Origin of the sequence: Streptomyces sp. NPDC059743, from assembly GCF_042732975.1 — a bacterium.
Classification (GTDB): domain Bacteria; phylum Actinomycetota; class Actinomycetes; order Streptomycetales; family Streptomycetaceae; genus Streptomyces.
In genome coordinates, this window is the sequence record NZ_JBHWGS010000002.1 from 411,867 (window position 1) to 432,183 (window position 20,317).

The window sequence follows — 20,317 nt, forward strand, 5'->3', positions numbered from 1 at the left end:
AGAGGCCCGCTCAATACGCGCTCAGGAGTTGTATGTGCTCTGGGCGCGCTCCAGGCCCTCCAGCACCAGCGCCTCCACCGCGTCCGCCGCCCGGTCCACGAAGTAGTCCAGTTCCTTGCGCTCCGTCGACGAGAAGTCCTTCAGCACGAAGTCGGCCACCTGCATCCGGCCCGGCGGCCGGCCGATCCCGAACCGCACGCGGTGGTAGCCGGGACCCATCGCCTTCGTCATCGACTTCAGCCCGTTGTGGCCGTTGTCCCCGCCGCCCAGCTTCAGCCGCAGCGTGCCGTAGTCGATGTCCAGCTCGTCATGGACCGCGACGATCCGCTCCGTCGGCACCTTGTAGAAGTCACGCAGCCCGACGACCGGGCCACCGGAGAGATTCATGTACGAGGTGGGCTTGGCCAGCACGACACGGCGGCCCGCGGGACCGGGCGGACCGATACGGCCCTCGACCACCGTGGCCTGCGCCTTCTGCGCCCGCCGGAACGAGCCGCCGATACGGGCCGCCAGCAGATCGGCCACCATGAACCCGACATTGTGCCGGTTGGCCGCATAGCCGGGACCCGGGTTGCCCAGGCCCACGACCAGCCAGGGGGCATTGGCATCTGTCGTCATCCGCGCTGCGTCTCCTCGCATACGTATACGGGTGGTGCGTCAGGTGCTCCGTACAGGCGAACGGGGTGGCAGGGCCGTCGGCGGCCCTGCCACCCCGTGGGGCACAGCGTACGGATCAGGCCTCGGCGCCCTCGGCGGCGCCCTCGCCCTCCGCGGCCGGCTCCTCGGCCTGCGCGGCCAGGATCTGGATGACGACCGCGTCCTCGTCCGTGACCAGCGTGGTGCCGGACGGCAGCGGGACATCCTTGGCCACGATCGAGTCACCGGCGCCCAGTCCCGCGACGGAGACCGTGACGGACTCCGGGATGTGGGTGGCCTCGGCCTCGACGGTCAGGGTGTTGAGCACGTTCTCCAGCAGGTTGGCGCCCGGCGCCAGCTCGCCCTCGGTGTGCACCGCGACCTCGACGGTGACCTTCTCGCCGCGCTTCACCGCGAGCAGGTCGACATGCTCGATGAAGCCCTTGATCGCGTTGCGCTGCACAGCCTTCGGGATCACCAGCTCCTGGCGGCCCTCGATGTCCAGACCGAGCAGCGCGTTCGCGGTCTTCAGCGCCATCATCAGGTCGTGGCCCGGCAGGGTCACATGGACGGTGTCGGCGCCGTGGCCGTAGATGACCGCGGGAACCCTGTTGGCGCGACGCGTACGGCGGGCGGCGCCCTTGCCGAACTCGGTACGGATCTCGGCGCTGATCTTGACTTCAGCCATGGCTGCACTCCTCGTAGAAACGGGCGGAAGGTGACCGGAATCGGCCGTCACCCGGCCACGACAGGCCTGCTACGAAGAGCGCGTCGATAACGGACCGCCGCACCGGAACAGTGCGGCCTCCCTCGCCGAGCAACTCGCTGAGTCTACCCGGCGGGGAGGCCGCCTCAGAAATCGATCTACGGGCACCGGTCAAGGGCCGGGCGCGGAGGTGCTGCGCCTCTTGTGATTACGCCTGCCGTGCTACGCCTGCTCCTCGAAGAGGCTCGTCACCGAGCCGTCCTCGAAGACCTCACGGACCGCACGGGCGATCGTCGGCGCGATCGACAGAACCGTGATCTTGTCCAGATCCAGATTGCCCGGATCCGGCAGTGAATTCGTGAACACGAACTCGCTCACCTGCGAGTTCTTCAGCCGGTCGGCCGCCGGACCCGACAGCACGCCGTGCGTCGCCGTCACGATCACATCCTCCGCGCCATGCGCGAACAGCGCCTCCGCCGCGGCGCAGATCGTGCCACCCGTGTCGATCATGTCGTCGACCAGGACACAGACCCGGCCCGCCACATTGCCGACCACCTCGTGGACCGTCACCTGATTCGCGACGTCCTTGTCGCGCCGCTTGTGGACGATCGCCAGCGGCGCGCCCAGCCGGTCGCACCAGCGGTCCGCGACCCGCACCCGGCCCGCGTCCGGAGAGACCACCGTCAGCTTCGACCGGTCCACCTTCCCCGCCACATAGTCCGCCAGGACCGGCAGCGCGAAGAGATGGTCCACCGGACCGTCGAAGAAGCCCTGGATCTGGTCCGTGTGCAGATCCACGGTCAGGATCCGGTCGGCGCCCGCGGTCTTCATCAGATCCGCCACCAGCCTGGCCGAGATCGGCTCCCGGCCGCGGTGCTTCTTGTCCTGACGGGCATAGCCGTAGAAGGGAACGATCACCGTGATGCTCCGGGCCGAGGCCCGCTTCAGAGCATCGATCATGATGAGCTGTTCCATGATCCACTTATTGATCGGAGCCGTATGGCTCTGGATCAAGAAGCAGTCCGCACCGCGCGCCGACTCCTGATACCGGACATAGATCTCACCGTTGGCGAAATCAAATGCCTTGGTGGGGACAATCCCCACACCCAGTTGATGGGCAACCTCCTCGGCCAGCTCGGGGTGGGCGCGGCCGGAAAAGAGCATCAGCTTCTTCTCGCCGGTCGTCTTGATCCCGGTCACAGCACTGTCTCCTCAGACGTGTTGATGGCCGCTGTGCCCGCGTGTCGCCTTGCGAGCCAGCCGAATCGTGCAGATATCACGGTACGCCGAGATCGGCGCATCTGTTTCCGGTCAGCTTCCGGAGCTTCCGGTCAGCTCTCGTTCTCGGCGCTCTCCGGTGCCGTACGAGCCGCCTCGGCCGCCTGCGCCGCGGCGCTCCCCGGACGCTTGCGGGCCACCCAGCCCTCGATATTCCGCTGCTGGCCCCGGGCGACGGCCAGCGCACCGGCCGGAACGTCCTTCGTGATCACCGAACCGGCCGCGGTGTACACACCGTCCCCAACCGTGACGGGCGCCACAAACATATTGTCCGACCCGGTCCGGCAGTGAGAGCCGATCGTCGTGTGGTGCTTGCGCACACCGTCGTAGTTCACAAAGACACTCGCGGCACCGATGTTCGTGTGCTCGCCGATCGTCGCGTCCCCCACATACGACAGATGCGGCACCTTCGTGCCCTCACCGATCGTCGCGTTCTTCATCTCCACATACGTACCGGCCTTCGACCGCACCCCGAGCCGCGTACCCGGCCGCAGATAGGCGTACGGACCGACCATCGCCGCCTCGCCCACCACCGCGCCGTCCGCGACCGTGTTGTCCACCCGGGCGCCCGCGCCGACCTGCGTATCCCGCAGCCGCGAATTCGGCCCCACCTCGGCGCCCTCGGCCAGATGCGTCGACCCGAGAAGCTGGGTGCCCGGATGCACCACCACGTCCGGCTCGAACGTGACCGTCACATCCACGAACACCGACGCCGGATCGACCACCGTCACTCCCGCCAGCATCGCCCGCTCCAGCAGCCGCTCATTCAGCAGCCGACGCGCCTCCGCGAGCTGCACCCGGTTGTTGATCCCCAGGATCTCCCGGTGATCGACCGCGACCGACGCGCCCACCCGGTGCCCGGCCTCCCGCAGAATGCCCAGCACATCCGTGAGGTACTCCTCGCCCTGGCTGTTGTCCGTACGGACCTTGCCCAGCGCGTCCGCGAGAAGCTGCCCGTCGAAGGCGAAGACGCCCGAATTGATCTCCCGGATCGCGCGCTGCGCCTCGGTGGCGTCCTTGTGCTCCACGATCGCGGTGACCGCGCCGCTGACGCCGTCCCGGACGATCCGCCCGTAGCCGGTCGAGTCCGGGACCTCGGCGGTCAGTACGGTCACGGCGTTGCCGTCGGCGGCATGGGTCGCGGCGAGCGCCCTGAGCGTCTCGCCGGTCAGCAGCGGCGTGTCACCGCATACGACGACCACGGTCCCGTCGGGCGTCCCGCCCAGCTCCTGAAGCCCGATCCGCACGGCATGCCCGGTGCCGTTCTGCTCGGCCTGATAGGCGGTGCGCACGCCCTCGTACACGGCGGAGAGATGCCCCTCGACCTGCTCCCGCGCATGCCCCACAACAACGACAAGCTGCTCGGGCCCCAGCTCACGGGCCGCGGCCACGACATGTCCGACGAGCGAACGCCCGCAGACCTCATGCAGAACCTTGGGAGTCTTCGACTTCATGCGGGTCCCTTCACCCGCTGCGAGAACGACGACGGCTGCCGGGCGGTTGGCGCTCACGGGAATGCCCTTCGGCTTTCGGGTGGTGGACAACCGCAGGATACCGGGGGGTTTCGCCCCGGAAACGAGGACGGGTCCCGACCGGTGAGGTCGGGACCCGAACTGAGCAGCTCCCGGGGAAGGAATCGAACCCTCATTCAATGGACCAAAACCATTTGTCCTGCCTTTAGACGACCCGGGATAGTTTGTCGCCTATGCCCGATTTGAGACATCAGGCTTGAGTGCAGCCCCTACTATGCCGTACCACCAGCCCTCGATGCGACGGTAAAGGTCGGCGCTTTGCAGTACTCGAATGGTGAGGCACCCGGTCGCGGTTTGTGGTGGGGCGGTCGCCGGAAAATGAGGTGCGGGCGCCCGTAGGGTGGGAGACATGACCACAACGGGGGCGCATCAGGACGCCGCGGGAGTGACTCCCCGCGGTTTGTGGTGGTGGGGGCGGTGGCGCAGTGCCGTGCTGGATGTGGGGCTGGCGCTGGTGTCGGCGCTGGAGTGCGCGCTGGAGGGCGTCCGGTTCGCGGACACCGCCGCGCTGCCGGTGCCGCTCGGGGTGCTGTTCGGGCTGTTCGCCGGGGCTGTGCTGCTGGTGCGGCGGCGGTGGCCGTTCGCCGTGGTGCTGGTCTCGATCGCGATCACGCCGGCGGAGATGGGCTATCTGATGGGGCTGGTCGGGCTGTACACGCTCGCCGCCTCGGAGGCGCCGCGCCGGATCATCGGCGCGCTGGCCGGTATGTCGCTCGTGGGGACGCTGATCGTCACGTTCGTAAGGACCCGGCAGAACGTGATGGACACGGCGTTCGGCTCGACGGGCTGGTATGTGCCCGTGGTCGCGGTTCTGATGTCGGTGGGGCTGACCGCGCCGCCTGTGCTGTTCGGGCTCTATGTCGGCGCGAGACGGCGGCTGATGGAGAGCCTGCGGGAGCGGGCGGACAGTCTGGAGCAGGAGCTCTCGCTGCTCGCCGACCGTGCCGAGCAGCGCGCGGAGTGGGCGCGTACGGAGGAGCGGACGCGGATCGCGCGTGAGATGCATGACGTGGTGGCGCACCGGGTGAGCCTGATGGTGGTGCACGCGGCGGCGTTGCAGGCGGTGGCGTTGAAGGATCCGCCGAAGGCGGTGAAGAACGCCGCACTGGTGGGTGACATGGGTCGGCAGGCGCTGACGGAGCTGCGGGAGATGCTCGGGGTGCTGCGGGCCGGTGAGCAGGTGGCGGCTCGTAAGGCGGCGGACGGTTCGCCTGGTTCGCCGGAGGCGCCGTTCTCGCCGGCGGTTCCGCTGGCGGCTGTGGGACGGGCTGCTGCCGCGGCTGCCGCCGCCGCGGCCGAGGACGGTCCCGGCATGCCCGGTATGGGGGACATAGAGGCGCTGGTGGGCCAGTCCCGGGAGACGGGCATGGTGGTGGAGCTTTCGGTGCAGGGCGAGTCGCGTTCGTATGCGCCGGAGGTGGAGCAGACGGCGTACCGCGTGGTGCAGGAGGCGCTGACGAATGTGCTGAAGCACGCGGCGGGCGCGAAGGTGATGGTCCGCCTGGCGCACCGGGAGGCGGAGGTCGCGATGCAGGTGGAGAACGGGCCTTCGGACGGTGGCGCGCAGGACGCCGGGCTGCCGAGCGGCGGGAACGGTCTGGTGGGGATGCGGGAGCGGGTGCTGGCGCTGGGCGGCGTGTTCGTGTCGGGGGAGACGGACGCGGGCGGTTTCCGGGTGTCGGCGGTGCTGCCGGACCGGGCGCCGGCGTAGGGCGTTGCTTCGGTTCGGGTCCGCGTGAGGTGTTGCTGCGTAAGCCCGCCGGTTCGTGGGTCCCGTAAGCCCGTCGGCCCGTAAGCCCGGGCCCGCCGGCTGGCCGGTTCGTAAGCCCGCCAGCCCGCTCGGCGGCCCGCGAGCTCGCTCGTTCGTAAGCCCGCCCGTTCCCGGTCAGCCCGAGGTCAGTCTCGACGGTTCCATGCCCGTGAGCAGTGTGCCCAGTGCCTGGTCGAGGTCCGGGCCCAGGTACCAGTCGCCGGTGTGGTCGATGCTGAAGACGCGGCCGGTGGCGTCGATGGCGAGGACCGCCTGGCCGTCGTTCTCCTCGCCGAGCGGGCTGATCTCGGTGTCCAGGGACCGGCCGAGGTCCGCGAGCGTACGGGCGAGATGGAGGCCCGCCAGCGGGTCGATCAGTACGGAGGCGGGAGCTATCTGGCGGCCCGGTCCCGGCGCGGTGAGGCGCAGTCCGCCGAATTCCGCCCAGGCCTCGACGGCGGCGGGAAAGACGCTGAGCCGGTGTCCCGCGGGCGTGATGTGGGCGCGCAGGGCGTCGGCCCACTCCTCGGCCTGCCGCATGTCCCGGCGTCCCGGCTGCCAGCCCGCCTCGCGCAGCGCGGCGTCTACGGGCACGGGAAAGCGGGTGGTGTCGAGGTCGGGCATGCTCAGCCGTTCTGGGTCGGGTCGACGGGACGTACGCCGAAGTGGGCGAGCAGCGCCGAGCAGGAGCGGCAGGGTGGCGCGTAGCTGCCGTGGAGCGGGTCGCCGTCCTCGCGGATACGACGGGCCGTCAGTTTGGAGTGTTTGAGCGTTCGGCGTGCTTCGCCGTGGGTGAGAGGTTTGCGCCGGGCCCGTTTGGAGCGGTCGGCCTCGGCCGCGGTGAGGTGGCGGGAGAGCAGGATCGCTTCGGGACAGCGTCCGGTGAAACGTTCCCTTTGGCCACTGGTGAGGGTGTCGAGGAAGTCCTGTACGAGCGGATGGAGCTCGGGCGGCTGGTCGGCCTTGCCTCCGGTGCAGGTGAGGGTGGTCCGGCCGCGTACGGAGAGCGCGGCGGCGACGGCGGGCAGGATGCCGTCACGGCGCCTGTGGAGCACGGGCGGACGGTGTGGTTCGGTGGTGCTCCAGCCGAGGCGTGGGTCGCCGGATGCGTCTGTTGCTGCGGTGTGCAAGTGCTGTCCCCTCCCCGCGCCCGCGGCTGGTAGCCGCTGGTGTCACGCCCCCGGTTGTGTGGACAGACTGCCAAATGCGCCGGGCGGTCGGGAAGCTGGGGCGTGAATCATGGCGTGGCGTCGGCGCTGGGTCACGCGCCTGTGACCGTTGGTCACCGGTCCGAAGGACGGTTGGTGGCCGGTGCGGTGAATGGGTGGTGGCCGGTCCCGGGGACGGACGGTGGTCGGTTCCGGGGACGGTTGGTGGCCGGGGTGAACACGGGAAGGATTGCAGGGATGGGCGTGGCGGGGATTATCAGATTGGCCCTGTGGAGGAGCGCGGAGCCTCTCCTGTCCCACCGCATAGGCTGTGCGGAATCAGGGCTGTGGAACCAGCCGGAAGCAGCAGGGGGCAACCGCCATGACGACAGGTCGGCTCGGGCAGCAAGCCGCGCCACCGAACGCGGCCTACGCCGGGCAGGTCGTGCATTTCCCGGACCCGGTCCGGGCTTCCCGGCATCCCAGAGGGGTGCGGGTGGATGAGTCCGGCTATCCGGATTTCTCGCCGTACGCGCGCGCGGCGGCGGAGATAGCCGAGCCCCCGCAGGGGTTCGGTGTGGACGAGCTGCGGCTCACGGACTATGTGTCGGCCAATGCCGCGCTGCATGCCGCTGGGCATGAGCTGTGGGACACGATCCCTTCGGTGGCGACTCCGCACGGCTGGACCTGGCATCACCTTCCGGCCTCGCGTCGGCTGGTGCTGGTGCCGGTCGAGGTGAAGGCGCTGCTGCGGCATCACGGCGGGCTCGCGACGACGGCCGTGGACCATGGCAAGCGCGGCACGCGTCCGCTCCAGGAGACCCGTCCGGTGCACTTCGGGCTGCCGAAGGGCGCGGTGTCGGTCAGCGAGCAGCAACTGCAAGGTGTCGAGGAGGATCTGGGCTATCGGCTGCCCGGCCCGTATCGCGCGTTCCTGAAGGCGGCGGGCGGCTGCGCGCCGGTGGGCGCGGCGCTCGATCCGGAGCTGGGGCTGCTGGTGGACCAGCCGTTCTTCACGGTGCGCGAGGAGGCCGCGGTCAATGACCTGGTGTATGTCAACAAGTGCCTGCGGGACCACCTGACCAAGGACTATCTGGGTGTCGCCTTTGTCCAGGGCGGCATTCTCGCGGTGAAGGTGCGGGGCGACCGGGTGGGTTCGGTCTGGTTCTGCGCGTACGACGACGCCAGGGACCGGGACGGCTGGAGCGTGCAGGAGCGGGTGGAGCGGCTGCTGTTGCCCTGCGGTGAGGACTTCGACGCCTTTCTGCTGAGGCTGGCGGGCAGTCCGCCGGAGCTGGAGACCGTGGCGAACCTGATGGTGGACGGCGGCTTCGCGCGCGCCGTCCCGGTGGAGGGATGAGCGCGATGGTGACCTTCGCGCAGGCGCAGGAGCGCGCGGAAGAGTGGGTCAACGGCGATCTGCCCGGATATCAGCATCGGGAGGTCCGGGTAAGGGAGTTCGAGCTGGGCTTCGTGGTCTGGGCGGAGGACCGTGAGGCCGGGCCCAGGTCGGACGGCGGCCGGCAGCGGCTGGTCATCGCGCGGGACAGCGGCGAGGCCACGCTGTGGCCCGGGCTGCCGGTGGGCGAGGTGATCCGACGGTACGAGGAGGAGTACGGAGTGCCGGAGGCGCCGCCGGCCGCGCCGGAGCCGCCGCAGCGTATCGATCTGAATCAGACGTCGTTCCTGTTGAGCCCGCCGGAGTGGCTCCAGGAGGCGGCGGACAGACAGGCGCCTTCGGATCCTTCCTCGGCGGTGACGCGGTTGGCGGTTCCGGGCGCCGGACTGGCTTCCGGGCCCCCGGCCTCGCCTGTGGCGCCGTCCGCGGTGCCGCCTCAGTCCACGCCCTCGTCCTCGTTCTCGTCGCAGGGTGGCGGTTACAGCGGTGGCGCCGGCCATGCATACGAGCCCGCCGGGGCCACGCCCTGGGCCGGGACGGACACCAATGCCGCGGGCTCGGCCGACGAAGGTTCCGTACCGCTGCCCGCGACGGTCTTCGCGCCGCCGCTCTCCGGCTCGGACGACGACGACACTCCGCCGCCCGTCGTGGGCGCCGACGCACCGACCGCGCTGATGTCGGGAGGCAGCCAACTGCCGCCCACGGCGGTGAATCCGAGGCCGGGCAGGGACGGTGCCGGTGTCGGCGGCGAGCGCGGCGAAGCGGCGGCCGGCAGGGCTTCCGCAGCGCGGCCCGGTGGGCAGCACGGCGGGCAAGGCGGTGGCGCGGAGACTCCGCCGCCGACCGGCGCGCCCGGTGTTCCGGGTGCACGGCCGTCGGGCGGAGCGCCGTCGCAGTCGGGGCCGGGCGCGCCCGGTGCTCCGGCGGGCGGTTATCTGCCCACGCAGTTGGTCTCGAACACCGGTCCCGAGGGAGCACGGCCGCCCGGTCCGCCCTCGCCGCCCGGTCCGCCCGCTCCTCCTGGGCCGCCCGGTGCTCCGGGTGCGCCTTCCGAGGGAGCGCACCTGGCCGAGACGATGCTCGCCGGGCCGGGCCCGTCGGGGCCCGGCGCACCGAGGCCGCCCGGTCCTCCTGGTCCGCCCGGCCCGCCGGGACCTCCCGGTGGTCCTGGTACGCCTCCGGGCGGAGTGCAGCACGCGGAGACGGTGCTCGCCGATTCGCACCACGGCGGTCCAGGCGCCCCGCAGCCTCCTGGCCCACCCGGTCCGCCCGGCGCTCCGGGCACGCCTGCCCAGCCGCCCGGCCCTCCTGGTGCGCCCGGTGTGCCGCCCGGTGGAGGGCACCATGTCGCGGCGATGCCGGCAGGACCCGGCCAGGCCGGTCCCGTACCGCCGTCGGCTCCGCAGCCTCCTGGTCCGCCCGGTCCGCCCGGTCCGCTCGGGGCTCCTGGCGTACCGCCGGGCGTACCCGGTCACGTACCGCCGTCGGCACAGCCTCCGGCTGCGGCTGCGGCGTACGGCTATCCGCAGCAGCCGCCGTCCGGTCTGCCGACCGTCGGGCCCGGCTATCAGGCCGTGCTGCGCTATCGCGCGCCCGACGGCTCGGAGGCCCAGCTCATCCGGCGCTCCGCGCCCGGCACTCCGCATCCCGAGTGGCAGATCCTGCATGAGCTGCGCGCGCTGAACGTGCCGCCGCAGCAGGTGCTCGAACTGCACACGGAGCTGGAGTCGTGCGAGCTGCCCGGCGGTTACTGCGCACGGATGATCCGGGAGACCTGGCCGCAGGTGCGGATCACCAGTGTCGCGCCGTACGGTCAGGATCACGCGAGCCGGCAGCAGGGCATGCGTCATTTGCTGACTCATCAGGGCGAGTTGCATCAGGTGGCGGACGGGCCCGCGCGGCCCGCGCCGGTGCGTGCTCCGCTGCCGCAGTTGGCGCCCGCGCCGCCGGTTCCGCCGGAGGGAGTTGCGCAGGAGCTGATGGGTGCGTTCGGTCCGCAGGGCATCTGCCGGTTCGACCAGCGGGCGGTGTCCCGTCAGGGCGTACCGGAGATCGTGGCGCGCACGCTGGTATGGGCGGGACTGCCGGCCGACTTCGGGCCGTTCTTCTGGGCGCAGCCTCCGCAGCCGGTGGTGCCGACGCTGGCCGAGCTGGCCGCGCAGCGGCAGGTGCAGGCGGCGCCGGACGCGGGCTCGTATCTGGTGGTGGGCAGCGATTTCGGGCGCGCGCTCTGTGTCCAGTACGGCACGGCGCACATCATGGCGGTGCCGGTGGAGGCGGGCCCGGGCGGGCAGTCGGTGCCGCCGCAGTTCGTGAACACCGGACTGCCGGAGTTCACACGGTCGTTGGCGCTGCTGGGCCGGATGTGGCGGCTGCGCTTCGGGCTCAACCCGGAGCAGGCGGGCCGCTGGACGGTCGACTTCCAGGCACAGCTCATATCGCTGGACGCGGCGGCGCTGTCGTCGCCGGAGAACTGGTGGTCGGTGCTGCTGGAGCAGATGTGGGACGGGCTGCTGTGAGGCCTGTCTGAGCGGTGCGGTGCGCCTTCCGCGCGTGGGAGGCGCACCGCGACCGACCGTAAACCTCGACAGCCTCAGCGGCCTCCCGGCCCGGGCGGCTTCACGCGCGTCGGCGGCTTCACGCGCCTCACGGGAAGCTGAGCGTGCGGGCGAACAGCGTGACCAGGATCAGCACCACGGGGAAGCACACCAGGAACATGGCGAACGTATAGCCCATGATGTCGCGCGCCTTGAGGCCGAGGATCGTCAGCGTGGGCAGCATCCAGAACGGCTGGAGCAGATTGGCGCTGGCCTCGCCGAGGTCGTAGACCACGACCACCCAGCCCTGATTGACATGGAGCTGGTTGGCCGCGTCCAGGACGTACGGCGCCTCGATGACCCACTTGCTGCCGCCGCTGGGCACGAAGACTCCGAGGACGGCGCTGTAGATCGCGATGAGGGCCGGATAGAAGAACTCGTTCGAGACCGACACCAGCCAGCCGGCGATGGTCTTGCTCAGTCCGGTGAAGGCGATCATCCCGAAGATCCCGCCGTACAGCGGGAATTGAAGCAGCACACCTGAGGCGGCTGGTGTGCCGTCCTTGACGGCCTGCGCCAGCCGTACCGGCCGCCAGTGCAGGATGAGCGCCAGCAGGATGAGGATGAGATTGACGGTGTTCAGATCGAGGGCGTTGAGGGCGCTGCCCTCCGCGCGGGCGAAGTGGCGTGCCAGGTACCACACACCGAGTGCGAACAGCAGGATCGCGAAGACCGGGCTGTACTCGATCCACTCGCCGGGCCGGTTGCGCCGCAGCGGTGAGCGCTGCTCGGCCACACTGGGACCCAGGTCTATGCCGAGCTGTTCTGCGGTCTTCGCGCGCTCCGGCGAGGGCGAGAGGAACCAGGCCATGCCCACGGCGATGACGAAGATGATCGCCGTGGCCACGATGCCCTGCCACAGGAAGATGGTCTCCGTCAGCGGGATGAGTCCGCTGCCGCGTCCCTCCTTGATGACCTCCTGGACGGCGGGCGGGCTCGACGCGGCGCTGGCGACCTGGAGCGCCGCCGATCCCGACAGGCCCTGGGCCCAGACGGTGCCGAGTCCGAGGAAGGCCGTCGCGCCCAGGGCCCGGTAGTCCACGCCTGTGACCCTGCGGGCTATCTCCTTGGCGAGGATCGCCGTGAAGATCAGGCTGAAGGCCCAGTTCAGATAGGACGTCACCATCGCCACGGCGGCGGTGAACGCGACGGCTCCGCGCGGTGTCCGTGGCACGAGCGCAATCCTGGCGATCAGCCGGCCGACCGGCGGTGAGACCGCGACCGCGTATCCGGCGATAATGATCATCGCCATTTGCAGAGTGAAGGTGATCAGGGACCAGAATCCCTGGCCCCATGCGTCCACCAGTCCGTATCCGGTCGTCGCCGCCGGATCCGAGGGCGCGCCGTACAGGCTCTCGCCGGTCGCGAGGCCGAGGGCGAAGACCGCGAAGGTGCCCACCAGTACGAAGCCCAGCGCGTCGGGCAGCCATTTCTCGGAGAAGGCGGTGAAGCGCAGTGCCATCCGCGCGGGCCAGGGCTCCCGGCCGGTCGTCGTGCCCGGCTCCGGTCGCGGCTCCTGTGGGGGTGCCGTGGTCATGGGGTGTCCTCACTGTGGGGGCCCAGGTGTGCGGTGCCGAGGATCTTCGGCGGCGGGTGACCGGAGCACAATGGGGACGGGCCATATACCTCCGGGCCTTCTCATAGGGACCGGTCACGTGCGGGACCGGTCACGTGCGGGACGATCCGCGTCCGGAGGTTCGTAGTCCGGAGGTTCGTACGACTACGGGCGGCGCGCTCAGTCGGTGTCCTTCTCGGCGATGACCGGGAAGCGTTTCGGGGCCAGTACGAGCAGTACGAGCAGGGCCAGCGCCGCCGCGACCGCCGCGCCCAGATAGACGCGGTCCACCGCCGCGTCGACCGCCCGGCGCAGATACTCCAGGGCTTCGGCGGTGAGCGCGGCCGGATTCTCCAGGGCGGTCGAGACCGAGTCCAGATCGCGGGGGAGTCCTGGCGAGGGCGGATCGGCGAGACGGGAGGCGAGCACGCTGTTGGCGACCGCGCCGAACACCGCGGCTCCCACGCTCTGTCCGACCTGGCGGCAGAAGAGGATCGACGCGGTCGCCGTTCCCCGCTCCGACCAGCCGACCGTCGCCTGCACTCCGATGATCAGCGGAAGCTGGAACAGCCCGAGTGCGCCGCCGAGCAGCAGCATGATCAGCGCCGGCTGCCAGGCCTGCCCGGGGAACGGGAGGAGAGGGAAGGCGAGCAGGATCAGCATCGCGAGGAAGATCCCGATGACGGCGGTCTGCCGGAAACCGACGCGGTTGTAGACACGGTTGGACAGGGCGGCGCTGACCGGCCAGCTCAGTGTCATCGCGGAGAGTACGAAGCCGGCGGCGATCGGCCCGAGGCCGAGCACGGACTGCGCGTACGTCGGGAGGAAGACAGTCGGCGCGACCATGAGCAGTCCGAGTGCGCCGAGCGCCAGATTGACGGCCGCGATGGTACGGCGACGCCAGACCCAGCCCGGAATGATCGGTTCCGCGGCTCGTCGTTCGATGACGACCGTAACCGCGGCGAGGACGGCGCTGCCGCCGAGGAAGGCGAAGGAGGGCGCGGAGAGCCAGGGCCAGGCGACACCGCCCTGGACGAGCGCGGTGAGCAGGAGCGCGCCGGTGGCGAAGACGGCGAGCGCGCCCGCCCAGTCGACCCGGTGCCGGAGCGCGGAGGCGGTACGCGCGCCCGGGGACGCCGGTGTCGTACGGCCGGGTGCCCTGCGGCCGGGCCGCGTGCCCTGCGCTGTCGTACGGCTCGGTGTCGTACGGCCCGGTTCGCGCAGGTATCTGACGATCAGCCAGAGCGCCACCACGCCCACCGGCAGATTGACGAGAAAGATCCAGCGCCAGTCCGCGTATCCCGCGAGCAGTCCGCCCAGGGCCGGTCCCGCGACCGAGGAGGTGGCCCAGACCGTCGACAACTTGGCCTGGATCCTGGGCCGTTCCTTGAGCGGGTAGAGATCGGCGGCGATGGTCTGCACCGTGCCCTGGAGCGCGCCGCCGCCGAGGCCCTGGACGACACGGAAGGCGATCAGGGAGGCCATGCTCCACGCGGTGGCGCAGAGCAGTGAGCCGACGAGAAAGACGACGATGCCCGCGATCAGTACGGGCTTGCGGCCGAAGGTGTCGGAGAGCTTTCCGTACACCGGCAGCGTGACCGTCACGGCGAGCAGATAGCCGGAGAACAGCCAGGAGAAGACGGCGAATCCGCCGAGGTCGCCCACGATCTGAGGGACGGCCGTGGAGACGATGGTGCCGTCGAGGGCGGCGAGCGCCATGCCCAGCATCAGGGCGGCGACCACCGGGCCTCGGCCGCGCTCACGCGCTCCGGCAGACGAGCCTGATGACGGTCCGGGCACGGGCCCGGCGGACGGTCCGGACGGCGGTCCGGGCGCGGGCCCGGCAGGCGGTCCGGACGGCGGCCTGAGCGCGGGCCCGGCAGATGCCCCGGCAGACGGTGACGGTCCGGATGACGGTCTCGACGGCGGCACGGACGGTCGGGTCTGGTTCGGCCCCGGCGGCGGACTGGCGCCCACCGGCGGGGCTTCGGGTATCGCTTCGGTACGTCCGGTGTCCTCGGTACTGTCGCCGGCGCCGCTCACGGGATCCCTTCCCTATGCATGTATCTCGTCGGGAGACACCTTCTCACCCGTACCTCCCGCGGCGGGAGGGCGCGATCCGCTCCATGCGCCGCCTCCACCGGTCTCCACCGTCCGCCTCCACCGGTCTCCACCGTCTCCACCCAGGGTCTCCGTCCGAAGGTGGAGACCCTTAGGGGGTTCTCCTTACATCCGGCCAGGGACGGTTCGTCCCGATGGAGGACGAGAAGCCCGGCCCGCGTTCCTTACCTTGGTCTTACGCCACGGAGAGCGCACGAGGGGGGCTCTCCGTAGCACGGGGGTGGGGAAAACCTCAGGCGAAGACTGCGCTGGGCACCAGCGCGCCGGGGCCCTGAAACGAACAGACTTGAAGCACGAGCTCACGAAGCCATCGGTGAACCGACCACACCGATGTGCCCCAGTGATGCACCAGCACCGACGCACCCGCACCGCACCGACGCACTGACTGTCGATCAACTGACTTAGGAGACATACCGTGACAACGGCTGTAACGATCCCCAAGCACGGGGGCACGGGAGGGCGTACGGCCGTCGCGGCGCGAGCGCGGCAGGTCGTCAAGGCGTACGGCTCGGGCGAGACTCGGGTCGTCGCGCTGGACCATGTCGATGTGGACATCGCCCGTGGCCAGTTCACCGCGATCATGGGCCCGTCCGGCTCCGGCAAGTCGACGCTGATGCACTGCCTCGCCGGTCTGGACACCGTGACCTCGGGCGAGATCCATCTCGACGAGACCGAGATCACCAAGCTCAAGGACAAGCACCTCACCCAGCTCCGCCGGGACCGGATCGGCTTTATCTTCCAGGCGTTCAATCTGCTGCCGACGCTCAACGCCCTGGAGAACATCACGCTGCCCATGGACATCGCCGGCCGTAAGCCGGACGGCCCGTGGCTCCAGCGGGTGGTGGAGACGGTGGGCCTCGCCGACCGGCTCAAGCACCGGCCGACCCAGCTCTCGGGCGGTCAGCAGCAGCGGGTCGCGGTGGCCAGGGCGCTCGCCGCCCGTCCCGAGATCATCTTCGGTGACGAGCCGACCGGCAATCTGGACTCGCGGGCGGGCGCCGAGGTGCTGGGCTTTCTGCGCAGGTCCGTGGATGAGCTGGGCCAGACGATCGTGATGGTCACCCATGACCCGGTGGCCGCGTCGTACGCGGACCGGGTGCTGTATCTGGCGGACGGCAGGATCGTGGACGAGATGTTCCGGCCGACGGCCGACGCCGTACTCGACCGTATGAAGGACTTCGACGCCCGGGGGCGTACGTCGTGACCGTGTTCAAGACCTCGATGCGCAACTTCTTCGCGCACAAGGGACGGATGGCGCTCTCCGCCGTCGCGGTCCTGCTGTCGGTCGCCTTCGTCTCGGGCACGCTCGTGTTCACGGACACGATGAACACAACGTTCGACAAGCTTTTCGCCGCGACCTCCTCGGATGTCACGGTCAGTCCCAAGGCCGCCAAGGGCGGTGACGAGATATCGCAGACCGGCAAGCCCGAGACGCTGCCCGCCTCTCTTGTGGAGACCGTACGGAAGGCGGACGGCGTCAAGTCCGCCGAGGGCGCGGTCAGCAGCATGAGCGTGACCGTCGTCGACGCCGACAACAAGAACGTGGGCGCGACCAGCGGCGCTCCGACGATCGCCGGCAACTGGACCCGTAACGACCTCCGTTCGATGGAGATCACCTCGGGCCATGCTCCGCGCGGTCCCACCGAGATGATGGTCGACGCCGACACCGCCGAGAAGCACCATCTCGCGATCGGTGACGAACTGCGCACCATCGCGGTCACGGGCGACCTCACGGCGAAGATCTCCGGGATCGCCACCTTCACCGTCACCAACCCGGGCGCGGCCGTCGTCTACTTCGACACCGCGACCTCCCAGCGTGAACTGCTCGGCGGCACCGGCCTGTTCACCCATGTCAATGTCACCGCCGAGCCGGGCGTCAGCGACGATGTCCTCAAGCGGGACGTGGCCGCGCTGCTCGCGGGCGGACCGTACAAGCTCCAGACGCAGCAGGAGGCCGCGGACGCCAACCGCGCGGACGTCGGCTCGTTCCTCGATGTGATGAAGTACGCGATGCTCGGCTTTGCCGGGATCGCCTTCCTCGTCGGGATCTTCCTGATCGTCAACACCTTCTCCATGCTGGTCGCCCAGCGGACCCGGGAGATCGGGCTGATGCGGGCGCTGGGCTCCAGCCGTCAGCAGGTCAACCGCTCGGTGCTGCTGGAGGCCGTGCTGCTCGGGATCTTCGGCTCGGTCGCCGGAGTCGCCGCCGGAGTGGGGCTCGCGGTCGGGCTGATGCAGATCATGTCCTCCGTGGGGATGGAGCTGTCCACCCAGGATCTGACGGTGAAGTGGACGACTCCGGTGGTCGGGCTGGTGCTCGGCATCGTGGTCACCGTCGTCTCGGCGTACATACCGGCGCGGCGGGCCGGGAAGATCTCGCCGATGGCCGCGCTGCGCGACGCCGGTACGCCCTCCGACGGACGGGCCGGTCTGATCAGGGCGATCATCGGACTGGTGCTCACGGGCGCCGGCGCCGCCGCGCTGCTCGTCTCGACGCGAGCCGAGGAGGCGGGCGAGGGCTCGCTCTTCCTCGGTGTGGGCGTGGTCTTCACGCTGATCGGATTCGTTGTCATCGGTCCGCTGCTCGCGGGCGGACTGATCCGGGTGCTGAGCACGTTCGTCCTGCGGATGTTCGGCCCGGTCGGCCGGATGGCCGAGCGCAACGCGCTGCGCAATCCACGGCGTACGGGAGCGACGGGCGCCGCCCTGATGATCGGGCTCGCGCTGGTGGCCTGTCTCTCGGTGGTCGGTTCCTCGATGGTCGCCTCGGCGACGGACGAGCTGGACAAGTCGGTCGGCGCGGACTTCATCATCCAGTCGAGCAACGGCCAGCCGGTCATGCCGCAGGCCCAGGCGGCGCTGGAAAAGGCGCCGGACATCGAGCATGTCACCGAGTACAAGTCGGTCGAGATCAAGCTGACCGCCCCGGACGGGCGGACCGACTGGGAGGACATCGTCGCCGCGGACCCGACGTACGCCCAGGACCTGCGTCGCGAGACCACCGCCGGCGAGCTGTCCGCGGCGTACGGCAAGGACGCGATGTCGGTCGGCGACGCGTACGCCACGGAGCACGGAGTGAAGGTCGGCGACGAGATGTCGGTGGTATTCCCGGGCGGGCGGACCGGAAAGCTGAAGGTCGCGGCGATCACCTCGGACGACACGAATGTCGACAAGGGCGCGATGTACACCAACATCACGACCGCCGAGGAGTATGTGCCGACCGACAAGATGCCCAAGAACATGATCATGTTCGCGTCGGCCGTGGACGGCAAGGAGAAGGAGGCGTACGCGGCCCTCAAGGACTCGCTCGCCGCCTATCCGCAGTACAAGGTGCAGAACCAGACCGACTTCAAGCAGGACCTGAAGGACCAGATCGGCCAGCTCCTCAATATCGTCTATGGTCTGCTGGCCCTGGCGATCATCGTCGCGGTGCTGGGTGTGGTGAACACCCTGGCCCTGTCGGTGGTGGAGCGCACCCGCGAGATCGGCCTGCTGCGCGCGATAGGCCTCTCCCGCCGCCAGCTGCGCCGCATGATCCGCCTGGAGTCGGTGGTCATCGCCCTCTTCGGCGCCCTGCTCGGCCTGGGCCTGGGTATGGGCTGGGGCACGGCGGCCCAGAAGCTGCTGGCCCTGGAGGGCCTCGGCGTCCTGGAGATCCCCTGGCCGACGATCCTCACGGTCTTCGTCGCCTCGGCCTTCGTGGGCCTCTTCGCCGCCCTGGTCCCGGCGTTCCGCGCGGGCCGGATGAACGTACTGAACGCGATCGCCACGGAGTAGGACGAGCAGGGACGATAAGGTAAGCCTCACGGCCTCGGTGGGTGCCCTCCAACACCCACCGGGGCCGGAGCCATGCCGTACCACCTATGGACCTACCGGCCTGTCGTTGTCGCCGGGCAGGACAGGGATTCACAGGCTTGCGAGCACCTTGGCAACCAGTTGGCGTGCCGCGTGGCCGTAGACGGCCTCCCGTTGCAGCTGCTTGAACATCGCAACGTAGAGCGCGATTTCCTGCGGCCTGGTGACCTTGATCGCTGCGGTGGGCGTTTCCAGGGCGACGGCGTTGTTGTCGAAGATCCAGAAACCGATGGTGCCGATGGCCCGGCGCTGTGCGTCGGCCGGGATGACGCCGACGGATACGAACGGAAGGCGCATGAGCGACAGCAGGTGGGCGAGTTGGTCGGCGTGGTCGGAGGCTGTGCCTCGGCGGGTGCGGAGCGCTTGTTCGCCGAGGACCACCATGATGCGTTTGGACGGGCTCAACGCGATGGCGGTGCGTTCTGCTTTCATGGCCACGGTGTCGTCGGCGTCGTCGGGCGCGTTCAGGAACGCGTACCAGACCGCGAGCATCTGGCGGATGTACGTCTCCGTCTGGAAGATACCGGGCATCACGATGGGTTCGTGGATGCGGAAAGTCGAGGTCTGCCGGTAGGTGGCGACGGAGTGCAGGTCGCCGAGGCGTCTCATGCCCGCCCGGGACTGTCTGGACCACTCCAGATACGAGGACTCGACCGACCGGGAAGTCGCGATCAGCTCGGGTATCTGGTCTTCGGCGCCACACACGACACACCAGTCGCGGATATTGCGCTCGGTGGGTGCCTGGGCACCGTTTTCGATGCGGCTCACACGGGTGACATGTTGACCCGTGGCGTCGGCCACCGCCTTGCCGGTCAGCTCCGCCGATCTTCGGAGCTGACGCAGTCGGCCGCCCAGTTCCTTGCGTGCCTGGACAACTGAGCTAAGCGGGTCGGTATTCACGGAACGGTGTCGCCAGCTCCCAGACGGATTCAAAGGCAAGCCGGCATGTTCGCACCGTCCGCGTGTCCTCGGTGATCTCGAACGAGGCGTTCGTCCCGTTGCCCGCGTAGTGGAGAAACAGGACGAGTTCGTCGTCGAAGACATAGAAGTCGCCGCTTCCGGGCAGCGGGACCGTCGCCAGCTTCGGACGGGGAAGGTAACGGATGTCCTCGCCCGCGTCGATGAACACCTCGGCATGGCTCATCGTCCACCGCTGATAGTCACTCACCGGCTCGGACACGATCCGGGCCCGGCGGCACGTCCGGCCGACGGCGCGGTGGCCACGTAGCATCTCCAGCCACCAGCCGAGCCAGGCGAAGTCGTCGGGCTCGCCCCGGCGCCACTTCGCCATGTGCGGCAGTTCGACTTCGGTGCCGTAGGCGTCCCGGGTCTCCAGATGCACGAACGACTTCTTGATGCTCTTGCACAAGTCGTTGAGCTCCTGGTAGTTGACCGGACGCATCACTGCTGCTGCCGGAAGAAAGGGATCATCCGATCGGGGATCTCCACGCATGTCTCGCCTTCAGGAATCGTCATCGCCGCGAGTGCGTCGGGGTCGGTCACCACCCAGCCCTGGATCACCCATGACCCTCGGTCGGTTCGGTAAAGCGTCGGCGAGCCACTGGGCTCCGAATCGGGATCTTTCGCAATGAGGGTGAGTTCCACGTCCGCCTCCTTGGTGAGACCTTGCGGAAACTTGTGGTGACGCCATCCTTACGGAGGGTATCGAAGAAGACCAAGCCGAAGACCAGTTTGGACGGTACTCCAGACGAAGGAAGTGACCAGAGCGGTGACACCGAC

Annotated in this window: 16 protein-coding genes and 1 tRNA gene; 5 read left to right on the forward strand and 12 right to left on the reverse strand. The window is 69.5% G+C overall.

Translation table 11 applies throughout. The annotated features are described in order from the left end of the window. Nucleotides 1–21: 21 nt before the first annotated feature. The 5 genes from pth to ACFV6H_RS05080 all read right to left on the reverse strand — a co-directional run bounded on the left by pth (nucleotide 22) and on the right by ACFV6H_RS05080 (nucleotide 4,312). Nucleotides 22–618 carry an aminoacyl-tRNA hydrolase gene (gene pth / locus ACFV6H_RS05060; RefSeq protein ID WP_384793321.1) on the reverse strand — a complete coding sequence of 199 codons (597 nt, stop codon included), beginning with the start codon at nucleotides 616–618 and terminating at the stop codon, nucleotides 22–24. A gap of 115 nt (nucleotides 619–733) precedes the next feature. Further along, on the reverse strand, nucleotides 734–1,324 hold the full coding sequence (locus ACFV6H_RS05065; RefSeq protein ID WP_384785277.1) for a 50S ribosomal protein L25/general stress protein Ctc: 591 nt from the start codon (nucleotides 1,322–1,324) through the stop codon (nucleotides 734–736). A 240-nt stretch (nucleotides 1,325–1,564) separates the two neighbouring features. Further along, a complete protein-coding gene (locus ACFV6H_RS05070; RefSeq protein ID WP_093590133.1) occupies nucleotides 1,565–2,542 on the reverse strand; it encodes a ribose-phosphate diphosphokinase in 978 nt (325 codons plus the stop codon). Between the two features lie 131 nt (nucleotides 2,543–2,673). Further along, the gene (glmU, locus tag ACFV6H_RS05075) at nucleotides 2,674–4,131 is read right to left on the reverse strand and encodes a bifunctional UDP-N-acetylglucosamine diphosphorylase/glucosamine-1-phosphate N-acetyltransferase GlmU (RefSeq protein WP_385538975.1); all 1,458 of its coding nucleotides are present in this window, start codon (nucleotides 4,129–4,131) and stop codon (nucleotides 2,674–2,676) included. A gap of 110 nt (nucleotides 4,132–4,241) precedes the next feature. Then, nucleotides 4,242–4,312, reverse strand: a tRNA-Gln gene (locus ACFV6H_RS05080). A 189-nt stretch (nucleotides 4,313–4,501) separates the two neighbouring features. On the opposite strand from ACFV6H_RS05080, the gene ACFV6H_RS05085 reads away from it, so the two are divergent. Then, the gene (locus ACFV6H_RS05085) at nucleotides 4,502–5,863 is read left to right on the forward strand and encodes a sensor histidine kinase (protein ID WP_385538715.1); all 1,362 of its coding nucleotides are present in this window, start codon (nucleotides 4,502–4,504) and stop codon (nucleotides 5,861–5,863) included. 174 nt (nucleotides 5,864–6,037) lie between these two features. Here the strand turns inward: ACFV6H_RS05085 and ACFV6H_RS05090 are convergent, their stop codons facing one another. Beyond that, complete coding sequence (locus ACFV6H_RS05090; protein ID WP_384785283.1) at nucleotides 6,038–6,526, reverse strand: SUKH-3 domain-containing protein; 489 nt, start codon at nucleotides 6,524–6,526, stop codon at nucleotides 6,038–6,040. 2 nt (nucleotides 6,527–6,528) lie between these two features. Continuing rightward, on the reverse strand, nucleotides 6,529–7,032 hold the full coding sequence (locus ACFV6H_RS05095; protein WP_093604244.1) for a YwqJ-related putative deaminase: 504 nt from the start codon (nucleotides 7,030–7,032) through the stop codon (nucleotides 6,529–6,531). A gap of 400 nt (nucleotides 7,033–7,432) precedes the next feature. Between ACFV6H_RS05095 and ACFV6H_RS05100 the strand changes: the two genes are divergently transcribed. Continuing rightward, nucleotides 7,433–8,410 carry an SMI1/KNR4 family protein gene (locus ACFV6H_RS05100; protein WP_385538718.1) on the forward strand — a complete coding sequence of 326 codons (978 nt, stop codon included), beginning with the start codon at nucleotides 7,433–7,435 and terminating at the stop codon, nucleotides 8,408–8,410. Then, complete coding sequence (locus ACFV6H_RS05105; RefSeq protein WP_385538720.1) at nucleotides 8,407–10,968, forward strand: SUKH-4 family immunity protein; 2,562 nt, start codon at nucleotides 8,407–8,409, stop codon at nucleotides 10,966–10,968. Before ACFV6H_RS05100 ends, ACFV6H_RS05105 begins: the two co-directional genes overlap by 4 nt. A gap of 127 nt (nucleotides 10,969–11,095) precedes the next feature. Here ACFV6H_RS05105 and ACFV6H_RS05110 read toward each other — a convergent pair whose 3' ends face one another. Next, entirely contained in the window at nucleotides 11,096–12,583 is a 1,488-nt protein-coding gene (locus ACFV6H_RS05110) for a short-chain fatty acid transporter (RefSeq protein WP_385538722.1), read from the reverse strand. Between the two features lie 198 nt (nucleotides 12,584–12,781). After that, on the reverse strand, nucleotides 12,782–14,401 hold the full coding sequence (locus tag ACFV6H_RS05115) for an MFS transporter (RefSeq protein ID WP_385538724.1): 1,620 nt from the start codon (nucleotides 14,399–14,401) through the stop codon (nucleotides 12,782–12,784). A gap of 736 nt (nucleotides 14,402–15,137) precedes the next feature. On the opposite strand from ACFV6H_RS05115, the gene ACFV6H_RS05120 reads away from it, so the two are divergent. Both ACFV6H_RS05120 and ACFV6H_RS05125 read left to right on the forward strand, forming a co-directional pair. Continuing rightward, nucleotides 15,138–15,926, forward strand: a complete 789-nt coding sequence (locus tag ACFV6H_RS05120; protein ID WP_093602106.1) for an ABC transporter ATP-binding protein — start codon at nucleotides 15,138–15,140, stop codon at nucleotides 15,924–15,926. Continuing rightward, nucleotides 15,923–18,499, forward strand: coding sequence for an ABC transporter permease (locus tag ACFV6H_RS05125; RefSeq protein ID WP_385538727.1), 2,577 nt, complete (start codon nucleotides 15,923–15,925; stop codon nucleotides 18,497–18,499). Before ACFV6H_RS05120 ends, ACFV6H_RS05125 begins: the two co-directional genes overlap by 4 nt. Before the next feature lie 129 nt (nucleotides 18,500–18,628). Here the strand turns inward: ACFV6H_RS05125 and ACFV6H_RS05130 are convergent, their stop codons facing one another. The 3 genes from ACFV6H_RS05130 to ACFV6H_RS05140 are packed head-to-tail and all read right to left on the reverse strand — an operon-like array spanning nucleotide 18,629 to nucleotide 20,182. Continuing rightward, the gene (locus ACFV6H_RS05130; RefSeq protein ID WP_385538729.1) at nucleotides 18,629–19,477 is read right to left on the reverse strand and encodes a helix-turn-helix domain-containing protein; all 849 of its coding nucleotides are present in this window, start codon (nucleotides 19,475–19,477) and stop codon (nucleotides 18,629–18,631) included. Next, nucleotides 19,458–19,979 (reverse strand): DUF6879 family protein, encoded by a 522-nt coding sequence (locus tag ACFV6H_RS05135; protein WP_385538731.1) that lies wholly within the window; start codon nucleotides 19,977–19,979, stop codon nucleotides 19,458–19,460. The genes ACFV6H_RS05130 and ACFV6H_RS05135 overlap by 20 nt, the downstream gene beginning before the upstream one ends. Next, entirely contained in the window at nucleotides 19,979–20,182 is a 204-nt protein-coding gene (locus ACFV6H_RS05140; RefSeq protein ID WP_384785302.1) for a hypothetical protein, read from the reverse strand. The genes ACFV6H_RS05135 and ACFV6H_RS05140 overlap by 1 nt, the downstream gene beginning before the upstream one ends. Between the last annotated feature and the right edge of the window lie 135 nt (nucleotides 20,183–20,317).

What these genes read in the sequence shown, in the direction of transcription:
- pth (WP_384793321.1), bottom strand. Translation starts at nt 618, where the DNA reads ATGACGACAGATGCCAATGCCCCCTGGCTGGTCGTGGGCCTGGGCAAC.
- ACFV6H_RS05065 (WP_384785277.1), bottom strand. Translation starts at nt 1,324, where the DNA reads ATGGCTGAAGTCAAGATCAGCGCCGAGATCCGTACCGAGTTCGGCAAG.
- ACFV6H_RS05105 (WP_385538720.1), top strand. Translation starts at nt 8,407, where the DNA reads ATGAGCGCGATGGTGACCTTCGCGCAGGCGCAGGAGCGCGCGGAAGAG.
- ACFV6H_RS05110 (WP_385538722.1), bottom strand. Translation starts at nt 12,583, where the DNA reads ATGACCACGGCACCCCCACAGGAGCCGCGACCGGAGCCGGGCACGACG.
- ACFV6H_RS05085 (WP_385538715.1), top strand. Translation starts at nt 4,502, where the DNA reads ATGACCACAACGGGGGCGCATCAGGACGCCGCGGGAGTGACTCCCCGC.
- ACFV6H_RS05100 (WP_385538718.1), top strand. Translation starts at nt 7,433, where the DNA reads ATGACGACAGGTCGGCTCGGGCAGCAAGCCGCGCCACCGAACGCGGCC.
- ACFV6H_RS05090 (WP_384785283.1), bottom strand. Translation starts at nt 6,526, where the DNA reads ATGCCCGACCTCGACACCACCCGCTTTCCCGTGCCCGTAGACGCCGCG.
- ACFV6H_RS05135 (WP_385538731.1), bottom strand. Translation starts at nt 19,979, where the DNA reads ATGCGTCCGGTCAACTACCAGGAGCTCAACGACTTGTGCAAGAGCATC.